The organism is Pseudomonas sp. KH_046_1 (assembly GCF_057839025.1).
Window position 1 is genome coordinate 1,035,594 of record NZ_CM174481.1, and the last position, 24,097, is coordinate 1,059,690.

The 24,097-nt window shown below is 60.0% G+C and carries 23 protein-coding genes; 17 read left to right on the top strand and 6 right to left on the bottom strand.

Features of this window, described 5'->3' with window-relative positions; genetic code table 11:
- Position 1: 1 nt before the first annotated feature.
- From AC3IT9_RS04630 to AC3IT9_RS04645, 4 genes are all read left to right on the top strand, one after another.
- A complete protein-coding gene (locus AC3IT9_RS04630) occupies positions 2-625 on the top strand; it encodes a cytochrome o ubiquinol oxidase subunit III (protein ID WP_150727363.1) in 624 nt (207 codons plus the stop codon).
- Positions 626-967: a cytochrome o ubiquinol oxidase subunit IV gene (gene cyoD / locus AC3IT9_RS04635; protein ID WP_030128696.1), complete on the top strand. Its 342-nt coding sequence runs from the start codon at positions 626-628 to the stop codon at positions 965-967.
- Between the two features lie 11 nt (positions 968-978).
- Positions 979-1,866, top strand: a complete 888-nt coding sequence (cyoE, locus tag AC3IT9_RS04640; protein ID WP_008046745.1) for a heme o synthase — start codon at positions 979-981, stop codon at positions 1,864-1,866.
- A 198-nt stretch (positions 1,867-2,064) separates the two neighbouring features.
- The gene (locus tag AC3IT9_RS04645; protein WP_489272187.1) at positions 2,065-3,561 is read left to right on the top strand and encodes a Fic family protein; all 1,497 of its coding nucleotides are present in this window, start codon (positions 2,065-2,067) and stop codon (positions 3,559-3,561) included.
- Between the two features lie 312 nt (positions 3,562-3,873).
- On the opposite strand, the gene AC3IT9_RS04650 is transcribed toward AC3IT9_RS04645, so the two are convergent.
- Positions 3,874-4,152 carry a DUF3077 domain-containing protein gene (locus tag AC3IT9_RS04650; RefSeq protein ID WP_489272189.1) on the bottom strand — a complete coding sequence of 93 codons (279 nt, stop codon included), beginning with the start codon at positions 4,150-4,152 and terminating at the stop codon, positions 3,874-3,876.
- A gap of 501 nt (positions 4,153-4,653) precedes the next feature.
- Positions 4,654-6,072, bottom strand: a complete 1,419-nt coding sequence (locus AC3IT9_RS04655) for an aminotransferase-like domain-containing protein (RefSeq protein WP_489272190.1) — start codon at positions 6,070-6,072, stop codon at positions 4,654-4,656.
- 148 nt (positions 6,073-6,220) lie between these two features.
- On the opposite strand from AC3IT9_RS04655, the gene AC3IT9_RS04660 reads away from it, so the two are divergent.
- From AC3IT9_RS04660 to AC3IT9_RS04705, 10 genes are all read left to right on the top strand, one after another.
- Positions 6,221-7,321 carry a hypothetical protein gene (locus AC3IT9_RS04660; protein ID WP_489272191.1) on the top strand — a complete coding sequence of 367 codons (1,101 nt, stop codon included), beginning with the start codon at positions 6,221-6,223 and terminating at the stop codon, positions 7,319-7,321.
- Between the two features lie 42 nt (positions 7,322-7,363).
- Positions 7,364-8,644, top strand: coding sequence for an ATP-grasp domain-containing protein (locus AC3IT9_RS04665; RefSeq protein WP_489272193.1), 1,281 nt, complete (start codon positions 7,364-7,366; stop codon positions 8,642-8,644).
- 48 nt (positions 8,645-8,692) lie between these two features.
- Entirely contained in the window at positions 8,693-9,187 is a 495-nt protein-coding gene (locus AC3IT9_RS04670; RefSeq protein WP_150727357.1) for a RidA family protein, read from the top strand.
- Between the two features lie 83 nt (positions 9,188-9,270).
- A complete protein-coding gene (locus tag AC3IT9_RS04675; protein ID WP_150757984.1) occupies positions 9,271-9,756 on the top strand; it encodes a cupin domain-containing protein in 486 nt (161 codons plus the stop codon).
- 243 nt (positions 9,757-9,999) lie between these two features.
- Positions 10,000-10,644 carry a glutathione transferase gene (gene yfcF / locus AC3IT9_RS04680; RefSeq protein WP_150727355.1) on the top strand — a complete coding sequence of 215 codons (645 nt, stop codon included), beginning with the start codon at positions 10,000-10,002 and terminating at the stop codon, positions 10,642-10,644.
- 32 nt (positions 10,645-10,676) lie between these two features.
- Positions 10,677-12,017, top strand: a complete 1,341-nt coding sequence (locus AC3IT9_RS04685) for a KamA family radical SAM protein (RefSeq protein WP_489272194.1) — start codon at positions 10,677-10,679, stop codon at positions 12,015-12,017.
- A gap of 31 nt (positions 12,018-12,048) precedes the next feature.
- Positions 12,049-12,924: a branched-chain amino acid aminotransferase gene (locus AC3IT9_RS04690; RefSeq protein WP_489272196.1), complete on the top strand. Its 876-nt coding sequence runs from the start codon at positions 12,049-12,051 to the stop codon at positions 12,922-12,924.
- Between the two features lie 18 nt (positions 12,925-12,942).
- Positions 12,943-13,701 carry a TauD/TfdA family dioxygenase gene (locus AC3IT9_RS04695; RefSeq protein WP_489272197.1) on the top strand — a complete coding sequence of 253 codons (759 nt, stop codon included), beginning with the start codon at positions 12,943-12,945 and terminating at the stop codon, positions 13,699-13,701.
- 67 nt (positions 13,702-13,768) lie between these two features.
- Positions 13,769-14,728: a diiron oxygenase gene (locus AC3IT9_RS04700; protein ID WP_489272198.1), complete on the top strand. Its 960-nt coding sequence runs from the start codon at positions 13,769-13,771 to the stop codon at positions 14,726-14,728.
- A 14-nt stretch (positions 14,729-14,742) separates the two neighbouring features.
- Positions 14,743-15,543 (top strand): N-acyl homoserine lactonase family protein, encoded by an 801-nt coding sequence (locus tag AC3IT9_RS04705; protein ID WP_489272199.1) that lies wholly within the window; start codon positions 14,743-14,745, stop codon positions 15,541-15,543.
- Positions 15,544-15,925: 382 nt separating this feature from the next.
- Here AC3IT9_RS04705 and AC3IT9_RS04710 read toward each other — a convergent pair whose 3' ends face one another.
- The 4 genes from AC3IT9_RS04710 to AC3IT9_RS04725 form a co-directional block, all read right to left on the bottom strand.
- Positions 15,926-17,356 (bottom strand): aminotransferase-like domain-containing protein, encoded by a 1,431-nt coding sequence (locus AC3IT9_RS04710; protein WP_489272201.1) that lies wholly within the window; start codon positions 17,354-17,356, stop codon positions 15,926-15,928.
- Positions 17,357-17,707: 351 nt separating this feature from the next.
- Positions 17,708-18,412 carry a hypothetical protein gene (locus tag AC3IT9_RS04715; RefSeq protein WP_489272203.1) on the bottom strand — a complete coding sequence of 235 codons (705 nt, stop codon included), beginning with the start codon at positions 18,410-18,412 and terminating at the stop codon, positions 17,708-17,710.
- Between the two features lie 91 nt (positions 18,413-18,503).
- Complete coding sequence (locus AC3IT9_RS04720) at positions 18,504-20,042, bottom strand: sensor histidine kinase (RefSeq protein ID WP_489272204.1); 1,539 nt, start codon at positions 20,040-20,042, stop codon at positions 18,504-18,506.
- The gene (locus AC3IT9_RS04725; protein WP_008000098.1) at positions 20,039-20,758 is read right to left on the bottom strand and encodes a response regulator transcription factor; all 720 of its coding nucleotides are present in this window, start codon (positions 20,756-20,758) and stop codon (positions 20,039-20,041) included. The genes AC3IT9_RS04720 and AC3IT9_RS04725 overlap by 4 nt, the downstream gene beginning before the upstream one ends.
- Positions 20,759-21,023: 265 nt before the next feature.
- On the opposite strand from AC3IT9_RS04725, the gene msrB reads away from it, so the two are divergent.
- The 3 genes from msrB to msrA are packed head-to-tail and all read left to right on the top strand — an operon-like array spanning position 21,024 to position 24,088.
- On the top strand, positions 21,024-21,542 hold the full coding sequence (msrB, locus tag AC3IT9_RS04730) for a peptide-methionine (R)-S-oxide reductase MsrB (RefSeq protein WP_489272205.1): 519 nt from the start codon (positions 21,024-21,026) through the stop codon (positions 21,540-21,542).
- A gap of 33 nt (positions 21,543-21,575) precedes the next feature.
- Entirely contained in the window at positions 21,576-23,351 is a 1,776-nt protein-coding gene (locus AC3IT9_RS04735; RefSeq protein ID WP_489272207.1) for a cytochrome c biogenesis protein DipZ, read from the top strand.
- A gap of 29 nt (positions 23,352-23,380) precedes the next feature.
- Complete coding sequence (gene msrA, locus AC3IT9_RS04740; RefSeq protein WP_489272208.1) at positions 23,381-24,088, top strand: peptide-methionine (S)-S-oxide reductase MsrA; 708 nt, start codon at positions 23,381-23,383, stop codon at positions 24,086-24,088.
- Positions 24,089-24,097 lie beyond the last annotated feature (9 nt).

Sequence of the window (24,097 nt, forward strand, 5' to 3'; positions counted from 1 at the left end):
CATGTCGAATTTAGTGACCAATGCTGGACACGCCCATGGTGACCATGGGCACGATGACCACCACCACGACTCGGGCGAGATGACCGTATACGGTTTCTGGCTCTACCTGATGACCGACTGCATTCTGTTTGCGTCGATCTTCGCGGTGTACGCGGTACTGGTTAACAACGTAGCGGGTGGCCCGTCGGGCCACGACATCTTCGAACTGCCATACGTGCTGGGCGAAACCGCTCTGCTGTTGTTCAGTTCGATCACCTACGGCTTCGCCATGCTGGCGTTCTACCGGGGCAACAAGAAGCAGGTCCTGGGCTGGTTGGCCATGACCTTCCTGTTCGGCCTGGGCTTCATCGGCATGGAGATCAACGAGTTCCACATCTTGATCTCCGAAGGCTACGGCCCTAGCCGTTCCGGCTTCCTGTCCGGGTTCTTCACCCTGGTCGGTACCCACGGTCTGCACGTGACCAGCGGTCTGATCTGGATGGCGATCATGATGTATCAGGTCAACAAGCATGGCCTGACCTCGACCAACAAGACCCGTCTGAGCTGCCTGAGCCTGTTCTGGCACTTCCTGGACGTCGTCTGGATCTGCGTATTCACCGTTGTTTATCTGATGGGGACTATGTAAATGGCTAACCCAGCTCATTCCCACCATGGCCACGACGACGCCGGTCACGGCAGCTACAAGTCGTACGCCATCGGCTTCATCCTGTCGGTGATCCTGACCGTCATTCCATTCGGTCTGGTGATGTACCCGACGCTGCCGAAGTCGATCACCCTGTTGATCGTCCTGGCGTTCGCGATCGTCCAGGTGCTGGTGCACCTGGTGTACTTCCTGCACCTGGACCGTTCGGCCGCGCAGCGAAACAACGTGATTGCGTTTGTCTTCGCCGCGATCGTGATCGTCCTGCTGGTTGGCCTGTCGCTGTGGATCATGTTCAGCATCCACACGTTCATGATGGCGAAGTGAGGTAAGTCCGCATGTCCCTCAAGCACTTTATCCAAATCACCAAACCGGGGATCATTTTCGGTAACGTGCTTTCTGTGGCAGGCGGATTTTTCCTGGCCTCCAAAGGGCATGTCGATCTGGCCATCTTCCTGGCCGCCATGATCGGCACGTCCCTGGTGGTTGCCTCCGGTTGCGTGTTCAACAACTGCATCGACCGCGACATCGACATCAAGATGGAACGCACCAAGAACCGGGTACTGGTCCAGGGCCTGATCTCCCTGAAGCTGGCCCTGATCTATGCGACCGTCCTGGGTGTCGCCGGCGTTGCGCTGTTGTACAAGGTGGCCAACCCGTTGGCCGCCTTGTTCGCGGTGATCGGCTTCGTGATCTACGTCGGCTTCTACAGCCTGTACCTCAAGCGCAAGTCGGTTCACGGTACGCTGGTGGGCAGTCTGTCGGGCGCCATGCCGCCAGTGATCGGTTATGTCGCAGTCAGCAACACCTTCGACATGGCCGCACTGACCCTGCTGGTGATGTTCAGCCTGTGGCAGATGCCGCATTCCTACGCCATCGCGATCTTCCGCTTCAACGATTACCTGGCCGCATCGATTCCGGTGCTGCCAGTGAAGCGCGGCATCCAGGTGGCCAAGAAGCACATCCTGATCTACATCCTGGCCTTCCTCGTGGCGACCTTGATGCTGACCTTCAGCGGCTACGCCGGCATGAGCTACCTCGCCGTCGCCGCAGCCATGGGCATGTACTGGCTGTACATGGCCTGGACCGGCTACAAGGCAGTGGATGACACGGTCTGGGCACGCAAGCTGTTCGTGTTCTCGATCTTCACCATTACCGCGTTGAGCGTGATGATGTCCCTGGACTTCAAAGTGCCGACCGAGTTGCTGCTGACGTACGCGCCTTAAGCGTCGGATGCTGTAAAGAAAAGCCCCGCCCTTCGAGAGAAGGTGCGGGGTTTTTTTTGGTTCTTCACGGAATCCCGTAAATGCACTGGGTTGGGGCTGGTCACTTAAGAAAAAATAGAGATATTCTATGAATCTTAAGATTTTATTGGCCCGCTTAAGAAAAAACGCGCGGTCTGACCCAATATGAGGATTAGCGCGATGAACTCTGTCGGATACGCTTGCCTGCAGGACACGCTGGGCCTTTCAGCTTTTCCTCTGCGCCAACCTGCCAGGGTTCAGCCTGTTACACGGCTCGAACGAATTGGTGAGACATTAGCAGTCCCACCTGGGCTTGCCCCTGCTCCCGACGACTTGCTTGGTCATGTGCTTTTCGCGTTGAAGCATGAAGGTATCAACCTCACCATTCTGGCCCAGGCGTTACCTCATATTCCGGCACAAGTGCTTGAGGCCGAACTCCAAAAGGCTCCAAACGGAATCTACATCCGCAAGGCCTGTTTTCTTTACGAAGCATTCGCTGGTAAGGAGTTGACTCAATTTTCTCCAGTGAAAGGGGGCTTCATCCCCTTATTCGATCCAGAGCAGTACCTGACGATGACCGGGGAGCGCAATTCCCGCTGGCGCGTAGAGTTCAACGGTATTGGCACCTTAGCTTACTGCGCGACTGTCGAGCGGATACCTGAAGTCACTGCTCTGCTAGCGCACGATACCCTGGAGCGTGTGCAGCAATTCATCCAGAACCTGCCTTCAGGAATGATGGATCGGGCGATCAACTGGGCCTATTTGAACGAAACCCAAAACTCCTTCGCGATCGAGAAAGAGTCGCCGAGCGAAGATAAATCCCGACGTTTTATTCAACTGCTCAAGCAGGCACACGAGCGCATTCCATTGAGCGAGGACTATTTGGTAAGCCTGCAGAATGCGACAATTTCCAATCCATACGATATGGCTGCAGCGTTTCGTCATGAACAGAACCATCTGGCGAATGGTTTGCACGGTGCTGCAGGAGTTACTTATGTCCCTCCCGCACCAGACCTGTGTCGAGAGCTGATGGAGCAGCTCATGACCTTGGGAAATGAAGTGACAACGCATATCGACCCGCTGGTCGCTGCCGGGATAATTTCATTTGGATTCGTTTTTCTTCACCCGTTCATGGACGGGAATGGGCGTCTTTCCCGCTTCCTCATCCATCAAACACTTTGCCGTGCTGGTGCATTGAAAAATGGCTTGTTGCTCCCCGTGTCCGTGGCAATGAAGCGAGAGGAACGTCTGTATCTGGAAACCCTGCAGGCATTCTCCCGACCAGCGCGTGAGTTCTGGGACATCCGATGGATTGATCAAGGGAATCTGTCGTTTAACTTCACAGGACACCCGGCAATCTATCGCTTTTGGGATGCCACCCCAGGTGTGCAATTCACTCTGGAAATGGCCAAGCGAGCGCTTGAAGTCGAGTTGCGTGAAGAAACTATTTTTCTCGAAAATTACGACAAGATCGTCAAGGCAGTCGATGAGCGCTACGACGTCAGGGGCAGTGACTTGTCCAATCTGGTGATGATGTGCCTCGCCCAAAATGGCACTGTCTCGAAGCACCGTCGTAAGCAATTCAAGTATTCGGTTCAGGAGGAGGTGTTTGACTACATTGAGCAGGTCACACAAACCTTGCTTATGGCTCAGGAAGAGGAAAAGCAACGAGTCTAACCTGCTCGCAATGGTCGTGACGCGGACTAACAGATTCGATTTTCATTTGAGGATGCTCCGATTCCCAATGTGAGTTCCCCAGGAGTCGTGGCACCGCTGACAACGTTACATATGCTTCCAACCGAAAATTACAAAGCCGATGCTTAAGGAAAAATTGAGAAAATCTCAAAATATTAAGATTCTCTTGGCCTGCTGAAGAAAAAACGCACGGTTAGGGCGCAAGTGAGGATTAGCGATATGTGTATCAGTCTGATTCACCTATCTGAGAACTGAAAGCCCCGCATTCAAAAGAATCGCGGGGCTTTTTTTCATTCAGGCGCGGTTGTTACAGGGGGCATCGAGCACCTTCACCACGTCATCGATGATTGCCTTGCTCATGTCCTGCAAAAAATGTGAGGCCCAGGCGTGCCGGTCGGAGTCGCGAACCATAGTTGCGTCTGAGGCGAGCAGTTTTGCGAGGTGGAGCAGGTCGGAGGCGTGGTAGAGGGCTTCGATCACCGGGACACCGGCGTTGATGCGAAACAGCGGTTCGTTGACGTGGTAGGAGAACGGGGTGAGGCCGATGGTTTTGAGGTCTTGGGGATTGGTCATTGGGCTTCACCTCTTACTGGGCTGGAGGTGGAGGGGTATGACAGGTGTGGCAGACGGATCAATAGCGTTCATGAGTAAAACTCCCGTATAAAATTGAGAGCTACCACGTTCGTTCTCAGGCGAATGGGTGGCAGCTATGCGCGGGCTGAGAAACCGGAGATACAGGAATCCGGCAGACCCGAAGGTCTCCCACGCACAGCCGCCATTGCACGAGTGTGTAGACACAAAAAAGCGCCGGCAATCGTGATTGGTGGCGCTTGTGCGCCCGTATTTTACCCGGGTTCTCAGGCCCGGTCGCTGAATTGGCAGCGACCGGGCGAAGTTAGCCGGCAAGGATGAGGTCGGCAATCGTAGCGATCTGGTGGCCGGGGATCTCATTGGGCACCGCAACCCCTGTGGGAGCGGGCTTGCTCGCGAAGGCGGTGGGTCAGGCAACATTGATGCTGGATGTGACGGCCTCTTCGCGGGCAAGCCCGCTCCCACAGGATTGAGGGCAGTCAGTTATTTAAGTGGTTTATCAAGCAACCGGAAAAACCGCTCCCGCACCTGCAGGCTATCGCTGTGAGCCACATTGAATCGTAGGAACTGGCTGGCATCCGGCCCTTTGCTCAGCAAGGTGCCCGGTGCCAACACCATATTGTTCTCCAACCCCTGGCGAGCCAGGTTCTCGGCATGCAAGCCCTCCGGCAACCGTGCCCAGATAAACACGCCTTCGCCTGGCAATGACGACAAAGAACACCCAGCCAGCGCCAACCAACCGGCCACACGGCTATTGGATTCATACAACCGATCCACCGTGCGCCGCGCATGTTTGGCATAGCTACCGTCGCTGAGCATGGTGCAGGTAATCTGCTCCGCCAGTTCCGACGTCACCCCCCCGCAGGCCATTTTCAGGGCGACCATGCGTGCCGCCAGTTGCGGTGACAGTACGGTGTAGCTGACGCGGCTGTTGGCGGTCAGGGTCTTGGAGAAGCCCGACACATAACTCACGTTGTCCAGCCCGCTGGCCGCCAGGCGCGGGGTGCGGCGTTGCTGGATGTCGCAGTACAGATCGTCTTCGACGATGTGCAAGCCATGGCGGTGGCTCAGTTCCAGCAAGCGGTAGACCTGGGCCGGGGTGAACGAGTGGCCGGTGGGGTTATGCAGCGTGCTGTTGGTCATGTACAGCACGGGTTTGTGGGCGATCAGCAGTTGCTCGAAGGCGTCGAGGTCCATGCCGTCGCAATCCCGGGCGATGGTGATGACTTTGGCTCCATGCAGTGCCAGATTGGCGTGCATGTTGAAGTAGCAGGGGTCATCGAGCAGCACGGTGTCGCCGGGTTTGACCAGCAGGCGCATCAGCAGGTCGATGGCCTGCATGGTGTTGGCGGTGGTGATGATCTGGTCCACCGGCGCTTCGATGCCGAAGGTCGCCAGTTTCACCCGCAGGGCCTGGCGTAACGGCAGGTAACCGCCGGCCACGCCGTACTCGCCCATGCGCAACGACGTTGCACGCAAGGTGCTGCGCACGGCTTTCTGCAATTCTTCGGCGGGTAGCCACGAGGTCGGCAAAAAGCCGCAGCCGGGGCGCAGCGTGCCGTTGTCCAGCAGCAAGGCGCGACGAATCACACTGAGGGTGTCCTGGGGTTGCAGGTCCGGGCCGGTGCCACTTTTCAGCGCCGCTTCGGAGCGATGCACGTAATGCCCGGAGCCCTGGCGAGACACCACCAACCCCTTGGCCCGCATGCGGTCCAGGGCATCGACCACCGTGGACTTGCCCACGTTCATCAAGTCGGAGAGTTCGCGAATCGGCGGCAGCTTGGCGCCGTGGGGCAGGCCGCCGGTGCTGATGGCTTGCGTCAGCTGATCGACGATCTGCTGCACCAGCGGCACGCCGGGCTGGAATTCAATGGCGGCAATGACTGCACGTTGAACCTGCATTTTACTGGTCTCTCCGGCAGTAAAGTTCGTTGGATTCTATACGAACTTGCACTGATCAGGACAAGCCTCTCTCTCTACCATGCCCTTACAGACTTTTCTGAATGTCAGCCTTTGTCGGCGGGCATTCACCCGGTTCCTGAGGTGTTGCATGAGTGTCGAAACAACGGTCGCGGTGGCTAAACCGGTCATTAACCTGCGGTTATTCACGATCCGGATCATCACCGCCGTCTCGCTGTTCGCGGTGCTGGGCAAGGCCAACGTTTGGCTCGACACGGCCACCAACAGCATCCTGGCCCTTGGATATCGCGCCTTGTTGTTGCTGTTGCCCCTGACTTTACTGGTGCTTGGCCGCCGATCCCTGAGCGTCACGCTGCTGTGTGCCGGCCTTGGCCTGGTGCTGCTGGCGCTGACCAGTAATCAAGGCATGGTGATGTTTGCTGCCGCGCTGTTTGCCTACGGCATTGCCATTGCCGGTTACCTGATCAAGAGCGAAGCGGCCCAGACCAAGGAAGGCGCGGCCTACAACCGCGTGGCCATGAACATGGGCAGCCTGGTGGCCGGTTTGATCCTGCTGTCGCCTCTTCTCACGCCTACGATGTTTTTCCTCGGCGCGGCGGCGTTCGTGTTGCTGTGCCTGCCGATCGCCCTCGGCGCGACCTTCACCTCCGAACCGCTGGTAGCCCGCCCAGCCAGTCAGGCCGGCAGCAACTGGGGCAACAAACTGCCCTGGGTGATCGCCGGGATCATCATGGGCATCAAACTGTTCGGGGTGTTCTCGATCCTGCCACAGGCGATCCTGCTCAAGACCGGCGAGCTGCCGGCCTGGTACGGCCTGATGCTGATCCTCAACAGCGCCGTGGTGGTCTTCGCCCAGGTGCCGGTGATGAAGCTGATCGAGCGCACCGGGCGCTTCAAGGTCGTGGCGGTGATCGCGATCATCGTCGGCGGCTTTGTGGTGCTGTCTTCGCCTGCCGCGTTCCACGTCGAAACCCTCGCCGGGGCGCTGGTCTGGGTGGCGCTGCTGTCCATCGCCGAATGCGCCTTCAGCTACCTCGATTACTTCTCGGTCAAGCAGAACAACATGTTCGTCAAGGAAGTGTCCCTGGGGGTGGGGGCCGGTCTGACCGTGTTGATCATGCGGGTGGTACCGGCGCCGTACAACGCGCTGGTGCTGGCCGCCATCGGTGCCGCAGGGATCCTGGCCTGGTATTGGCTCAACCGTAAATCCAATGCGTCGTTGCATGACTGAGTCATCGCCGTTGCGGATTTCACCTTGCAGGTCGGGGGCATTATGAATACGACTTCATGCGTAGTAGTGGTCGGTTACAACGGTAATCGGGTGCACGACATCCAGAAACTGCGCGAGCTGTGCAAGTCGCTCTACAACGCCAGGCTCATCCTGCTGGTCGAGAAGATTCAGCCCGATGACGACCAGGTGGCCGATCACGTCTGCAGCACTTCACTGGCCGAAGACGATGTGGCGGCGTCCCTTGAACTGGTGGTGGGGTGCCTGAATGCCGACAGCTGGAAGCTGATCGGCGTACTGCCGTTCTCCGATCGCGGCGTGCTGCTCGGTGCGGCGCTGGCCAGTCATTTCGACCTGCCGGGCATTATCCCAGGCGAAGCGCGGGCGGGTCTGGACAAGCAGATCTTCCGCCAACTCGAAGCGGCGGCCAGCACCGCCCCCGAAGAATACCAGCCGGTGTTTTCCGCGCGGGTCGCAAGCCTGTCGGAACTGCGCCAGCGCGTCGTCGAACTGGGCGGAAAAGCCTTCATCAAGCCGGCCTGCGAAGGCGCGAGCCGGGGCTGTCGTGTCATCCATCACCCTTCGGAATGCGAGGATGCCTGGCTCGCCCTGAAGCCTTACCGCGAAGGCGGCATCGTTCTTGAAGAACTGGTGCAGGACGCCCGCGAATACAGTTGGGACTGCGTGGCCGGCAGCACCTGGGTGACTGAAAAAACCACCACCGAAGGCGCCTACCGCGCAGAGATCCAGCAAGTCGTGCCCGCACCGCTTACGGCTGAGGTACAGGCGCGTTTGATGGCAGCCGGTCGGCATATGGCGGGCCTGGTGTCCCGGGACAATGGGGCCTGGCACAACGAAGTGTTCCTGCGCAGCGACAACCTGACCTCGGCCGTGGAAACCAACATGCGCCCCGGCGGCATGCATATCTGGGACCTGGCCAAACGCGCCTTCGTCAATTTCGATCCGTGGGAACGCTGGGTGCGCTGGGCGGTGGAAGGCCAGACCGAACAGCACGAGCCAGTGGCCCGCGGCTACTGCGGCATTCGACTGCTGAAGGCGCCGGCCGGCGGCATCTTGCGCGCGATGCCTGACATCGAGGCCCTGGCCCGCGCCCTGCGTATCGACCTGGTGGAGGGCCAGTACGCCAAGCGTGTCGGTGACTCGGTCAGCGCGCAGATCAAGGACAACTTCTCATTCATCGGCCACATCGTGTTGTTCAACGAACACTACGGGCAACTGAGCAACGACCTGTTGCGTCTGGCCGAGGTGATTGAGTCACGCATTGAGGTGACTTGCCTGGCACCGGCCACCCGCGCCGTGTGCTGAGCCCGCAAGCACCCGTTTTTTGCATTACTGATTAAGAGGGTTCGATCAATGATCCAGCACATGACCTGCGATGAACGCTTCATCGCCCTGGCCAAAGAGTTTGGTTATGACATCTACGGCGAAAACACCGCAGGCGGGCATTACGCACCGCTGATCCGCCATCACGATGAGTTGTACATCAGCGGTCTGGTACCGCGCATGAACGGCAAGATCCATTACCCCGGCCGCGTCGGGCTGGACCTCAGCTTGGCCGATGCGCAAGCGGCCGCCAGCATCAGCGCGATGCGCGGGCTGGCGTTGATCGTCGATGCCATTGGTTCGCTGGACAAGATCAAGTCATTGATCCGGGTAACGGTCTATGTGAAGTCCACGGCGGATTTTGTCGATTTGAGCGAAGTGGCCAACGGCGCCTCGGATGTGTTCAGCCATGTGCTGGGCGATGCCGGTAAACATACCCGCACCACGGTGGGTGTTTATCAGTTACCCAAGAATGCCGCGATAGAAGTGGACATGATCGCCGCCTTGCGCCCCTCGGTTTTGTAAGTTCTTTCCCGACTTTACAGTGCTGAACCGTTAACTTAAGGTTTAGCACTAAAGTATGGGAAATAAAAAGAAAGGACGTGCGAATGGATAACTTTCAAGGTGCGTTTTTTTCATATAAGGACTTTCGTCAGAGCCTGCACCATCGAACGCCAAGTCCCAAGGTATGGAAAGGCACTGAACTGGCGAGTATGCGTCAGACCCTTGAAGCCAGCGACGTTGATATTGTCGCGTTGGCTCACGACAAGAGCATTGAAGGCTGTGAAGTGACGCCTGGCATGGCGATCGCCATGCAATGGCTGAACCCCGGTGTGACGCTCAATGGCCATGCCCATTCCTGGTGGCATCTGTTTGTCATCCAGTGCGGCAGCGGTGTGTTGACCCTCGGCGATGCCGACGGGGTCAACGTCAGCAATGGCGACGTGCTGCTGGTGCCGGCCTGGACCAAGCACGGCTTCGTCAACACCAGTAAACACGAGCCTTTGGCGATGCTGAACATGAGCAACATGCCGCAAATGGCACTGCTTTCGAACTTCGCCGACAGCCATGGCCTGATCACCACCCAGCCGTAATTTCCCAGCGCATAAACCCAGGGAGCCCACCTTCGTCGGCTCCCTTTTTTTGTTTTTCAGACCTGTCCCTGTATCGCCTTTTGCAGCGTTTTTGCCCGGATTTTGGCTGCGTGTCTGCCGGTGAAAAATAACTTTCTGTATCGATAGAAACGGACAAATTCTGTATCTATTCAGCCTTAATCCAACTAACTACGATCACTTCCAATGCACGTTGATCCCTGCAGTCAGTGAATGGAGTGTTCTATGGAAAACAGGAAGCTAAAACTGTATGTCGGCGCCGATCATGTCAGCGCTTTTGCGATGTCTGCTTTTGTGGCGCTCAAGGAGAAGCAACTTTCATTTGAACTTGTTACTGTTGATCTAAAGGCGCGCGAAAACTATCTGGCGAGTTATCGCGATCTTTCGCTGACTTGCAAAATTCCAACGTTAGTTCACGACGATTTTGCCTTGGCGGAATCATCGGCGATTGCCGAATACCTCGATGAACTCTCCCCGGGGCATAAAAAACTCTACCCGCAGGACCACCAGCAGCGCGCCCGTGCCCGTCAATTGCAGGCCTGGTTGCGCAGTGACTTGCTGGTGGTGCGCAAGGAGCGCCCGTTCGACCTGGTGTACTTCGGCAAGAAAAACACCGCGCTGTCCGACGAGGCACAAGCTGCCGTCGAGCGCCTGTTCTTCGTCGCCGGGCATTTGCTGGAAGAGGGCGCCGAGCATCTGTTCGGCGACTGGAGCATTGCCGACACCGACCTTGCAATCATGCTCAACCGACTGGTTGCCAACGGCGATCCGGTGCCGGCACGGCTCGCGGCGTATGTGCGCCGCCAGTGGGATCGCGACAGCGTCCGGGCGTGGATGGACATAGAGCGCAAAGCGCCGGCCATCGCGTAACAACACTCAGGGCAATCACCAGGAGCGCGGCCATGCAAGGACTGTCGGAGCACGAACGCTACAAACCCTATAACTCACGCACCATCCGCGACACACCGTACTGGCACAAACTGACGCCGGCGTTGCAGGAGGCCATGACCGTGGTGGCGCGGGTCATGCCGTTTCGCACCAACGAATATGTGCTGGGTACGCTGATCGACTGGAACAACATTCCGGACGATCCGGTTTTCCGCATGACTTTTCCCCACAAGGACATGTTGCTGGCGGAGGAATATGCCTCACTCAAACAACTGATCGAGCAGGATGACAGCGCGGCGATCAAGCGTCGGATCGAGGCGATCTGGCGACGCATGAACCCGCATCCGGCCGGACAGTTGACCCACAACGGAGTCACCCTCAACGGCAAGGTCCTGCCGGGCATCCAGCACAAGTACCGCGAGACCGTGCTGTTTTTCCCCGGTGCCGGTCAGACCTGCCACGCGTACTGCACCTTCTGTTTCCGCTGGGCGCAGTTCATCGGCGAGGAAGAACTCAAGTTCAATGCCCGCGAGTCCCAGGAGCTGGTCAGTTACCTGAGGGTGCACAGCGAAGTGACCGACGTGCTGATCACCGGCGGTGACCCGATGATCATGAACACCCGCTCCCTGGCCGGTTACATCGAGCCGCTGCTGGATTTGCCACACCTGAAGAACATCCGCATCGGCACCAAGTCCGTGGCGTACTGGCCGCAGCGTTTTGTCAGCGACAAGGATGCGCCTGAGCTGCTGGAGCTGTTCCAGCGCATCGTCGCGGCGGGGAAAAACCTGTCGATCATGGGCCACTACAACCACCCGGTGGAGATCCGCCAGGCCATCGCCCGCCAGGCCATCGAGCGCATTCGCTCGACGGGGGCGACGGTGCGCATGCAGGCGCCGCTGATCCGCCATATCAACGAAAACCCCGCCGATTGGGCCGCGCTGTGGACCGAAGGTGTGCGGCTCGGGGCGGTGCCTTATTACATGTTCGTCGAACGCGACACCGGCCCAAGCCATTACTTCGCGATGCCACTGGCTAGGGCCTTCGAGATCTTCCAGGAGGCGTACCGCACGGTGTCGGGACTGGCGCGCACGGTGCGCGGACCGTCCATGAGCACCTTCTACGGCAAGGTGTTGATCAACGGTATCGAGACCGTCGCCGGGGAAAAAGTCTTCGTCTTGCAGTTCCTCCAGGCACGCAATCCGCAATGGGTGTTGCGCACGTTCTATGCGCGCTTCGATCCACAAGTGACCTGGTTCGACGACTTGCAACCGGCCTTTGGCGAGCGTGCGTTTTTCTTTCAGACCGAGCTCACCGCTGTGCCGGAATTGATACCCGTGTTGCTGGAAACGGCGTAGGAAAAATCATGAACAATGGGGAGATATGGATATGAGCAGTATCCCGTTTGATCAGCGCGAAGGTGTTATCTGGCTCGACGGTGAGTTCGTCGAGTGGTCCCGGGCGCAGTTGCATGTGCTGACCCATGGCCTGCATTACGCGAGCACCGTGTATGAAGGCGAGCGGGTCTACAACGGCAGGATCTTCAAGCTGCGCGAACACAGCGAGCGCTTGTATCGCTCGGCGCAACTGATGGACTTTGCCATCCCCTTTGAGCTGGCTGAACTGGAGGCGGCCAGCCACGAACTGCTGCAACGCAACCAGGTCGTCGACGGTTATCTGCGCCCGGTGGCCTGGCGCGGCAGCGAGATGATTTCCACCTCGGCGCGTTTCAACCGTGTGCACGTGGCCATCGCGTGCTGGCAGTGGCCGAGCTATTTCGACCCGGCCGCGCGCATGGCTGGCATCCGCTTGAAAACCGCGACCTGGCGTCGCCCACCACCGAACAGCAGCCCGTTCGAAGCCAAGGCTTCCGGGCATTACCAGATCGCCACGCTGAGCAAGCACGATGCCGAGAACACGGGTTACCACGATGCGCTGATGCTCGACTGGCGCGGCCACGTGGCCGAAACCACCAGCGCCAATGTGTTCTTCGTCAAAGGCCGCACGCTGCAGACCCCGACAGCGGATTGCTTCCTCAACGGCATCACCCGCCAGACCGTGATCGAACTGGCCAAGGCGCTGGACTACCAGGTGGTCGAACGCACGATCTTGCCTACAGAGCTTGGCGACTTCGATGAGTGTTTTCTCACCGGCACCGCCGCCGAAATCACCCCGGTGCAGTGCATCGATGAGCAGCACTATCGACCGGGTGACGCCTGCCGCGACTTCATCGCCGCGTACACCTCAACCGTCAACGCCGGATAACCCGTCAGGAATCTCACCATGTCAGACCAAGGGATTGTTGCGTCTCAACCTTGCATTTCACTCGGCCATCGTCATGAGGAACTGTCGACGTTGGGCTGGACAGTGCTGACCCCCGACGAATTTGCCGATGATGTCGTAGGCACCTTGCGCGAATTCGGCCCGATCATTCCGCATTTCAACGGCCAGATGGCCTTTCCCATTACCCGCAAGCCGGGTTACGAAGACTTGCCGTATTCCCAGAGCATGAACGGCATCGGCCCGCACACTGAAGCGCCGGTGTATGGGCCGCCGCCACGCTACCTGGCGTTGCATTGCCATAAACAGGCCACGTGCGGTGGCGGGCACACCGGGTTGGTGGACGGTTACGAATTTCTCAAGTCCCTCGAACACAGCGAACCGCAACTGCGTGAGTGGCTGGATGACACGCCGGTAGAATTTGTCGCCACCGCCAAACCCGGCGAGCCGGGACAGCGGCGGGTCAAGGAGTACATCCTCACGCCTACGGAGGACGGGGATATTTTCCGCTTCAGCTACAACCAGTTTCACTACGGCGACGTGAACCCGTCCAAGGAGGCCCTGCAGCAATCGCTGGTCGCCAACAGCACCTCGCCGCTGGCCAGGTTTGCCGTGCTCGGCGAAGCGTACTTCGTCGAGCACAACATTCCGGTGCTGATTCCCGACGGATGCCTGCTGATTTGGGATAACTGGCGAATGATCCACGCCCGCAGTCGTTACACTGACCCGGCGCGCAACCTGACCCGCTATTGGCTGGCCTGATTTTTCCGGCGCCTTTCATTCTTTTGGCGTACCCCTCGGCGGGTACGCGTCTTACAGGTATCGCGTCATGCAGACAGCAATCGAGATCGCCCAGGTCGATCATCAACTGATCGTGCGGCTCAACCAGGCCTGGACCAAGCGCGCCACCGTGTGTTCTCCGGACAGGGCTCAGGTCAATGAAGAGTTCGACCCGGCGCGCCCGGATTACCCGGAGTGCATGGTGCCGTTCTTCCATCATCCGAAATTCCAGGCCTTGAGCGACGAACTCAAGAGCAGCGTGGTGACCTGGGGCTGGATCGGCTACAACCTGCGCACCGTCACCGCCGAGGAACATGTGGTCAATCCGGCGCTGAGCGTCATCGCCAATCAGTACCTGGGCAAGGATGACTGGCATTTTCGCGAGGCCATGCAACAAACCCTGATCGACGAGCACTACCACACGCTGATGCACCTGCGGGCCATCGAGCGGACCAAGCTGGATCGGGCGCTGGAACAGGATCTGGACTTGCCACCGTCCGTCACGTACCTGCGCCTGAAAGCCCAGCGTGAAGTACTGCCCGAGCAATGGCAGCGGGATCTGGCGGCGATCACCTTTGCGGTGGTGGCCGAGATCAGCGTCAACGCCTACCTGGACTTGCTGGCGGACGACCAGACCATCCAGCCACAGAACCGCAGGGTGGCCGAGCTGCACAACCGTGACGAGTACGCCCACAGCAAGGTGCTGGCCGAAGTGTCCAAGGTCATGTACGCGAACATGCAGCCCATCCAGCGGGAATTTTTCGCACGCAACCTGTCGGTGGCGCTGAGTGCTTTTATCGCTCAGGACTACTCGATGTGGGAGGCGATTCTGACGCAGCTCGGGGTCGAGGATGCGGCGCTGATCATTGCCGATACCCGCGAAAGCAACAAGAACGCGACCATCATGCGCGACTACAGTGGCCTGCATAAATTGGCCCATGACCTGGGTATCAGCGAGCAGATCGATTTTGACTTCCGTCCGACCCTCAAAACCACCGCAGCGGCCTGAATCCGGAGGTGTCCATGTCTGCTCCTGTGTACGAAGTGTTCGCTATTCGTGTCGGCGCAAACGCCCAGCGCACCGCCAGGGAGAACTTTCTCTACGACGCCTGCTGCGGTGATCCGAATGCGCCGATGCGGCTGGACTACTACTTCTGGGTCGTCCGCAACGAGCAGCAGGTGATCGTGGTCGACACCTGTTTCCAACCGGCCACGGCGGACCGGCGCAATCGCCAGATGTATCGCCTGCCGGAAGAATCCCTGCGACAACTGGACATCGATCCGGCGCAGGTAGAACACCTGATCCTTACCCATTTGCATTGGGATCATGCCGGCAACCTCGGGCTGTTCCCGAAAGCGACCGTGCATCTGCAGGAAGCGGAACTGCGTTTCTGCACCGGGCCGAAGATGACCCATCGCACGGTGAACAAAACCTACGAAGTCGAGGACGTGATGTCGGCGCTGCCGCCGCTGTTCGAAGGGCGGATGCGTTTGCACAACGGTGTTGTCGAGGTAGCTCCCGGCGTGACCTTGCACCCGGTAGGCGGACATACGCCGGGCAGCCAGGTGGTGCGGGTCAATACCGGGCGCGGCTGGATTGTGCTGGCCTCGGATGCCGCGCATTTGTGGGTCAACATTCGTCAGCGCAGTCCGTTCCCGATTCTCGATGACCTGGCGCAAACCCTCGAAGCCTTCACCGAGATCGACCGCCTGGCCGACAGCGAAGACCACGTCATCCCCGGCCACGACCCGCTGATCGCCGAGCGTTTCCCGCACTGGAATGACGACCCGCATATCATTTGCCTGCACCAGAATCCGCTCTGAAGACCACCTTTGACCCTGTGGGAGAGGGCTTGCTCGCGAAGGCGTCAGTACATTCAAAACTGATGTGCCTGACACACCGCTTTCGCGAGCAAGCCCGCTCCCACAGTTGATTGCTGTCGTTCACCGATTTTGTGTTCACCGAATATCCCCTGTGGGAGCGGGCTTGCCCGCGAAGGCGTCAGTACATTCAAAATTGATGTGTCTGACACAGCGCTTTCGCGAGCAAGCCCGCTCCCACAGTTGATTGCTGTCGTTCACCGATGTTGTGTTCACCGAAAATCCCCTGTGGGAGCGGGCTTGCCCGCGAAGGCGTCAGCACATTCAAAATTGATGTGCCTGACACACCGCTATCGCGAGCAGGCTCACTCCCACAGGATCGCGGTCAACCCTGATGTTGGAGCAAGCGGCCCAAGGTCAGCACGGCTTCATCAATCCGCGGCGAATACGGCGCGCCACAGCCAATGCGCACAAAGTGATCGAAGCGCCTGGCATTGGAAAAGATATCCCCAGGGGAAATCTGGATGCCGACCTTCAGCGCCTCGTGAAAAAACGCGATGGACGAATGCCGGCGAGGCAGTTCAACCCATAACAACGTGCCGCCCTGGGGATTGTTCACGCGGGTGCCGAGGGGGAAGTAGCGAGTAATCGCCTCGCTCATCTGTTGACGTTGCTGGGTCAGGGTTTTCCTCAACCGCCGCAGGTAACGCTCGTAGGACGGTGTACGCATGAATTCACTGGCCGCCAATTGCGATAACGCCTCGCACCCCCGCGACTGCGCATGCTTGAGCATCTCCACGCGGTCGTGCCATTTGCCGGCGCTGATCCAGCCCAGGCGCATGCCCGGTGCCAGGGTTTTGTTCAGCGAGGCGCAATAGATCACGTTGTCGGTGCTATCCCAATGTTTGAGCGTGGACAGCGGCTGCTCGCTGTCCACCAGGTCGCCGTAGGTGTCGTCCTCGATCAGCACGGTGTCGTGCTCGGCGCACAGTTTCACCAGCCGCGCCTTGTTGGCGTCGGGCATGATGCTGCCCAGCGGGTTTTGCAGGTTGGGAATGACGATCAGCGCCTTGACCCGTTCGGGGCCTTGCAGCAGCCGTTGCAGGGCCTGCAGATTGAGCCCGGTGTGGGCCGAGGCCGGGACTTCCAGCACGCGCAGGTTCAGGCTTTCGAGAATTTGCAGCAGACCGTAGAAGGTCGGCGACTCCACGGCCACGGTGTCGCCGGGGCGGGTGACTGCACGCAAGGCCAGGTTGATTGCTTCGGTGGCGCCGTTGGTGATCACGATCCGCTCGGGGGCCAGGTGGGTCTTGCTGGCCAGTGCCCGCCGGGCCAGGATGTTGCGCAATGCGCTGTTGCCGCAGGTCGAGCCCGCAGCGCCGAGCAGGCAGGCATCGTAGCGCAGCGCCTTGATCATGTGGTCTTGCAAGGTCTTGAGCGGATATAGCTCCGGCGCGCAGTAGGCGCTGGCGAAATTGACCTTGATCGTCGCGCGCTGGCTGGCCTTCAACACCGTTGAGACCTGTTCATGAATGCCGACATACGCGCGGGTATCCAGCGCTGGCGCCAGGGCAATCGGGGCGGACCTGGGCAGGGTGTCGGGCTGGCGAATGTAGTTGCCGGAGCGCGGCCGGGCCTCCAGCACACCGCAGTCTTCCAGTTCCCGGCACACCTGCACGGCGGTCGACAGGCTGACGGCGTGTTTCTCCATCATCAACCGGATCGAGGGCAGGCGTTCACCGGTTTTCAGGGTGCCGCTGCGGATAGCGTCCAGGTAGTGGTTGGCCAACTGGCGATACAAGGGGGGCGTGTTCATGATGACCTCGGCAGTTGCACCACTGAGGTCTGGGCTGGAAAGTGAGTTGACGCTCCCCGCAGGCGGACCCGTGGTGCTCATGGGTGAAGGGAAGTGGTGTTCTGCGTCGATACTGGAAGAGTAATCGCGGTTTTGCCCGAATCACGGGCAATAAAAAGCCCCGCACTGATGGCGGGGCTCTTGAGTGGGGCTGTGAAGTATCTGTGGCGAGGGAGCTTGCTCCCGCTTGAGTGCGGAGCACTCACAAAAATCAGCAAGTGTTGTCAGATTTTTGGGGCCGCTTCGCAGCCCAGCGCGAGCAAGCTCGCTCGCCACAGGCAGTCTTCTCACCACAGATCAGGGTGGGGCGCCTTACTGCGCAGCGATGCTGTACCCATCGAACGCGGTCTGCTGCTGCAGGGCGGTGATGATGTTCTTGCGGTTGACCGCTTGCTCGGCGCCGCTGTTGTCCAGGAACGTCTCGCTTTCCAGCTCTGCTTCCTCGCCTTCACCAACGAAGGTGAAACCGAGGAATTCCAAGGCTTCACGGTCGATGTTCAGGCGCGAGCGCGGAGTGCGCAGCGGCAAGGTGACGCTCATGCCGTCCCTGCTGATGGTGAACACTTCGACTTCTTTCTTGGCCTTGGCCGCTTTGCTCTTGCCGCCGCTCGGGTTGCTGATGGCCTGGTGGGTCTGGTTCAGCACCTTCAGGGCCAGGCCGTAGACGATTTCCTGGAACGCCGGGTCGTCCTTGAAGCTGGACAGGATGCGGCTGATCGGGAATTTGCTGCTCAGGTCTTCGAGGGCGGCGATGTCGGCGGCCTCGGCGTCCTTGAGTTGCTTGAGCTGGCCCATCAGTTCGTAGGCTTTGTCATCGTCGAAGCTGTCGTGAGCCTGACGGATCGCGGTGCGCAGCTCGCGGATCTGGTCGCTTTCGCGGGTGGACTGGAAAGCGTCCAGCACCATCTCGCTGATGGTCTTGGCCTGGGACACGTGTTGTGAAAGATTGATGGAGTTTTCGTATTCCGCTTTGGACGACAAGGTGACTACGGTTTCAGCGGTATTGGAATCGGACATTGAAATTTCACTACTTCTATAACTTGAATTGGGGCGAGAAAGCCCGGGGGCTTTTTCAGGTCGCCTAATCTATTGGACCGGGGCGGCGTTGTCACGGATCAACGGGCGGCTGGTCATTTTTTTGCTCCCCTGTAGGAGCGAGCCTGCTCGCGAAAGCAGTCGCCGTTTCCTCATCGATCGGCAACGAAAACCGGAACGTCGCCCCGCGCCCCGGCACATCGATCAACTGAATCTCGCGCCCGTGCAATTGCAGGATGCGATGCACGATCCGCAGCCCCAAACCGCCATCACGCCGTGCGCCGCCGATATTGAACGGGCGCAGGAACAACCCTTCGCGCAGTTCCGGGGCGATGCCGGGGCCGGTATCGCTGACCGTGACTTCGATGAATGAGCCTTGCGGGCGCAGACCCAGTTCGACCTCGCCACCGGCCGGGGTATGGCGCAGGGCGTTGTCGAACAGGTTGGTCAGCACCCGTTCGATCAACCCGAGGTCCGCGCAGGCCACCGAGGCGTTGGGCGCGAAGGTGGCCTTGAGTTCGACTTTGCGCGCTTCGGCAGTGAGTTCGAATTTCTGGAAGATGTCCTGGGCCAGGTCAGTCAGGGAAAAACGTTCCAGCACCGGCTGCACGAAGCCGTGTTCCAGCCGCACCAGTTCCAGCAGCGACTGCGCCAGACCGCCCACCTTGCGGCTCTGGTCCAGGGCGATGCCCAGATAACGACGGCGGTCGGCAGGGGACAGCGTGGCGTCCTTGAGCGACAGGGTTTCCAGATAGCCGTGCAACGAGGCCAGCGGCGTGCGCAAGTCGTGGGAGATATTCGCCACCAGTTCGCGGCGCTCCTGATCCTGGCGAGTCAACGAGCGCCATTGCTCGCCCAGGCGGGTCTGCATCTGTCGGAACGCCGCATCGAGCACGGCGATTTCATCGTGGCTGGCGGCTTTTTCCACTGCGACGGGCAGGGCCGGTGTGACCGGCACGCCATCGATGTCGAACTGGCTGACAGTTTCGGTCAAGCGGCGCAATGGCCGGGTAATCAGGGCAAACGCCGTCAGACCGGCAATCAGGCACAGCAGCGCCACCAGGCCGATGGACAGCAACGCAGTGTTGAGCGCCGCGCTGGTCGCACCGCGTTCGGCGAGGCGATCGTGATCCTCACCGAGCAACACCACGTAGAGATAACCGGCCGGCTTGCCGTCGACCTTCAGTGGCGCAGCGCTGAACACCTTGCGCGCATCGACGCTGCGCGGATCGTCGCCGAGAATCGGCAGGGCATCGCCCCGCAACAGGCGCTGGATCGGCGCCAGGTCTATCCGTTCGCGACGGATCCGGCCCTCGGGCGCGGCGCTGCCGACAATCTTGCCCTCGGTGTCCAACAGGTACACCTCGACGCTCGGGTTGACCTGCATCAGTTTGCTGAACAGGTCACGCACGGCATTGGGCATCAAGCCCTGGGTGTCCATCAGCACCGTGTCACTGGCGATGTGCTGCGCCAGGTCCCGGGACAACCCTTGCACCACTTCCTGCTCATGCATCTGGTTGGAGCGCACCTGCAACCACGCCGACGTGCCGCAGCACACCAGCAGCAGCACGGCGAACACCAGGGACAGGCGTTGCGTCAGGGTCAGCCTCATGGCTGCGGCTCCTCGCCTGTGGCGAATTTGTAGCCGCGGCCCCAGACCGTGAGGATGCGCACCGGTTGCGCCGGGTCGGCCTCGATCTTGGCGCGCAGGCGGTTGATGTGGGTGTTGACCGTGTGCTCGTAGCCTTCGTGGCTGTAGCCCCACACGGCATTGAGCAGGTCCATGCGCGAAAACACCTTGCCGGGCTGGCGGGCGAAGAAATACAGCAAGTCGAATTCCCGGGGCGTGAGGTCCAGGCGCCGTCCGTCGAGGGACACTTCGCGGGTGATCGGGTCGATGGCCAGGCCGTCGGTGAGCAGGCTGCCGGCGTCCATCTTCAGGTTGCGCGCCATGGCATCGACCCGGCGCAGCAGCGCCTTGACCCGTGCCACCAGCTCGAGCATGGAAAAGGGCTTGGCCAGATAGTCGTCGGCACCCAGCTCCAGGCCGAGAATCCGGTGCACTTCGCTGGAGCGCGCGCTGGTGATGATGATCGGCGTGTAGCGGGCCATGGCGCGGGCGCGGCGGCAGATTTCCAGGCCGTCGACACCGGGCAGCATCAGGTCGAGGACCAGTGCGTCCCAGTTGCCTTGCTGCAGCAGGCGCATGCCTTCATCGCCATCGGCGCTGTGCACCACCTCGAACTGCTCATCGCGAAGATGCAGGCAGATCAGGTCTGCGATGTGCATATCGTCCTCGACCACCAGGACGCGTTTGGTCTGTTCCATACAGCTCAATCCTTCAGTGCGATGCACGCATGATGCGCAATGCCCCTGTAGGAGCGAGCCTGCTCGCGATGGAGTGTCAGTCGACACCACTGTGTCTGAACCACCATCGCGAGCAGGCTCGCTCCTACAGTTCGGGCAGATGCATTGTGCGGGTTTTTCGGGGTCTGAGTTATCACGAATTGTTTAACTTCCCGTGAGGATTTGGCGATCACCCAAAGCCTAGGCTGTGTTCCATGAGACACCCCTGGATTTTTTGGAGACGAGCATGTTTTCACGACGGCAATTTCTTGCAGCGAGCGGTGGGCTGGGAGTGGCAGCCCTGGCAATCGGCCTGTTGCCGAAGTTTTCCACAGGCACTGCATTGATCAGCGAGGCCAGCGCGGCCGAGGCGTTCGAAGTGACCCACAGCGACAGCGAATGGCACGCCATCCTCAGCGATGAGCAGTACGACATCCTGCGCGAAGAAGGCACAGAGCGCGCCTACAGCAGCCCACTGAACAACGAGCACCGTGACGGCACCTTCGTCTGCGCCGGTTGCGAGTTGCCGCTGTTTTCCTCGGCGACCAAATTCGACAGCCGCACCGGTTGGCCGAGTTTCTGGGCACCGCTGGACAAGGCCGTGGCGACCCGCCAGGACCGTGCGTTCGGCATGGTCCGCGACGAGGTGCACTGCCGGCGCTGCGGCGGGCATCTGGGCCATGTCTTCGACGACGGCCCGAAACCCACCGGCCTGCGTTACTGCATGAACGGCCTGGCGATGAAATTCGTGCCCAAGACGGTGTGATTCCCTTCCACTCACTTTTTGCAGGTAATCGCCATGTGGCTGCTGGTCCTCGCTTATCTCGGTGGTGTGCTGACCATTGTCAGCCCGTGCATTCTGCCGGTGTTGCCGTTTGTCTTCGCCCGCACCGGGCAACCCTTCGTCAAAAGCGGGTTGCCGCTGCTGGTGGGCATGGCGCTGACCTTCGCGCTGGTTGCCACGTTGGCGGCGGTGGGCGGTGGCTGGGTGGTGCAACTCAACCAGTACGGGCGCTGGCTGGCGCTGGTGTTCGTGGCGTTGTTCGGTCTGACGTTGCTGCTGCCGCAATTGGCTGAACGCCTGACCCGGCCGTTGGTGGCGGCGGGCAGTCGTTTGTCGGAAGCGGCGGGCGCCGATGCGCGGCCACGTCCCGGTGCTTCGTTGCTGATCGGCGTGGCCACCGGCCTGCTGTGGGCGCCGTGTGCCGGGCCGATTCTCGGTCTGCTGCTGACCGGCGCGGCGCTGCAAGGCGCCAGCATTCAAACCACCTTTTTGTTGCTGGCGTATGCCGCCGGTGCCGCCACGTCCCTAGCGCTGGCCTTGTTGCTGGGCGGCAAAGTCTTCACCGCGATGAAGCGCTCGATTGGTGCGGGCGAATGGCTGCGTCGCGGCCTGGGCGCGGCGATGCTGGCCGGTGTGGCGGCGATTGCCCTGGGCCTGGACACGGGAGTTCTGGCGCGGCTCTCCACGGCGTCGACCGGTGGTATCGAGCAAGCGCTGGTGGAAAAACTGAGCGGTAAGTCGCCGCGCAACAGCGGCGCGATGGTGGCGCAAAACACGACCTCCGGGGGCGCGGCGCAAGTGGCCGATAAATCCCCAGGCACCTTGCCGGTCGAAGGCAACCTGCCGCCTCTGGATGGCGCGGTGCAATGGCTCAACTCGCCACCCCTCGATGCCCAGGCCTTGAAGGGCAAGGTCGTGCTGGTGGATTTCTGGACCTACTCCTGCATCAACTGCCTGCGTTCGCTGCCCTATGTGAAGGCCTGGGCCGAGAAATATCGCGATCAGGGCCTGGTGGTGATCGGTGTGCATGCGCCGGAGTTTGCCTTCGAGCGTGACGTCGGCAACGTCACCAAGGCCATGAAAGACCTGGGCATCACCTACCCGGTGGCCATCGACAACGAGTTCAAGATCTGGCGCGCCTTCAACAACGAGTATTGGCCGGCGCATTACTTTGCCGACGCACAAGGACGCATTCGTTATCACCACTTCGGCGAAGGCAAGTACGCCGAATCGGAGCGGGTCATCCAGCAATTGCTGCGCGAGGCGGGTGCGGCCAAGGTCGCCGACGGGCTGATCAGTGCCAAGGCCGACGGTGTGCAAATGGCCCCCGACAGCGATGCCGTGCAGTCGCCGGAAACCTATGTCGGCTACCAGCGTGCCGAGCATTTCGTACCGGAAACCGCGCTGGTGCCAGACAAGGTCGCGGCCTACAACCCGCCGGCACATCTAGCCCTCAACGACTGGAGCCTGGGAGGCCAGTGGCATGTCGGTCCGGAGCGGGCCACCGCCAGCGCACCGGCCAGCCGCATCGTCTATCGCTTCCACGCCCGTGATTTGCATTTGGTGCTCGGCCCTGGCGCCGATGGCAAACCGGTGCGCTTCAAGGTGCTGATCGACGGCAACGCGCCGGGCGATGACCACGGCATGGACGTGGCCCCCGATGGCAGCGGCACCGTGACCGACCAGCGCTTGTATCAATTGGTGCGGCAGAGCGGCGGCGTGACCGACCGGACTTTCAGTATCGAGTTTCTTGACCCGGGTGCGTCGGCTTACGCCTTCACCTTCGGCTGATAATTATCAACGCTTCAGGAGTTCACCCCATGAAAACACTCTTTACCTGGCGCCGTACCCTGCTGGGGCTGGCGGCTGCCGGCATCATCAGCCAATGCTCGGCCTTCTCCTTCGGTGGCGCCGAAGAGGGGGTAATCCTTCCACCGCCGGCCCTCGACGAAACCACCCAGGCCCGCAGCGAAACCGCCGTGTTCGCCGGTGGCTGCTTCTGGGGTGTGCAAGGGGTGTTCCAGCATGTCAAAGGCGTGAAGAACGCCGTCTCCGGCTACGCGGGCGGAGCGGCCAATACCGCACAATACGAGCGCGTCAGCAATGGCAATACCGGCCATGCGGAATCGGTCGAAGTGACCTTCGATCCCACTCAGGTCAGCTACGGCACCTTGCTGCAGATCTACTTTTCGGTGGCGCACAACCCGACCGAACTCAACCGTCAGGGACCGGATACCGGTACTCAATATCGCTCGGCGATCTTTACCAAAAGCACTGAGCAGCAGCGGGTCGCACAGGCCTACATCGCCCAGCTCGACGCCGCCCATGCCTTCGACAAGCCGATCGTGACCAAGCTGGAAACCTTCAACGGTTTCTACCCGGCGGAGGAGGAGCATCAGGACTTCCTGACCGAGCATCCGACCTATCCGTACATCGTGATCAACGATTTGCCGAAGGTCGCGCAGTTGAAGCAGCTGTACCCGAATCGTTATCAGGAACAGCCGGTGCTGGTGAAGTCGGGGATGTAAATTCATGGC